Below are 208 nucleotides of genomic sequence, written 5' to 3' on the forward strand. Positions count from 1 at the left end.
CAGCTCATGAAGACCCGCATCATGCAGACGAACGAACTTCGGGGGCTGCTCTACGAGTTCGGCATCGTGCTGCCGGAAGGTCATGCTGCGTTGCTCAAGGCGTTGCCCGACGCCATGCGCGAAGCGAAGGTCCGGCTGCCAGCGATGCTCATGGACAGCCTGGACGAGCAACTCAGGCGAGTCCAGCAACTGCAGGCCGACATCGGCC

At 63.0% G+C, this 208-nt stretch carries 1 pseudogene; it reads left to right on the forward strand.

From position 1 onward, the window contains the following. Positions 1-208: pseudogene (locus QN397_RS26715) on the forward strand (IS110 family transposase); the annotation flags it as partial.

The organism is Variovorax sp. RTB1 (assembly GCF_035018765.1).
Lineage (GTDB): Bacteria > Pseudomonadota > Gammaproteobacteria > Burkholderiales > Burkholderiaceae_C > Variovorax.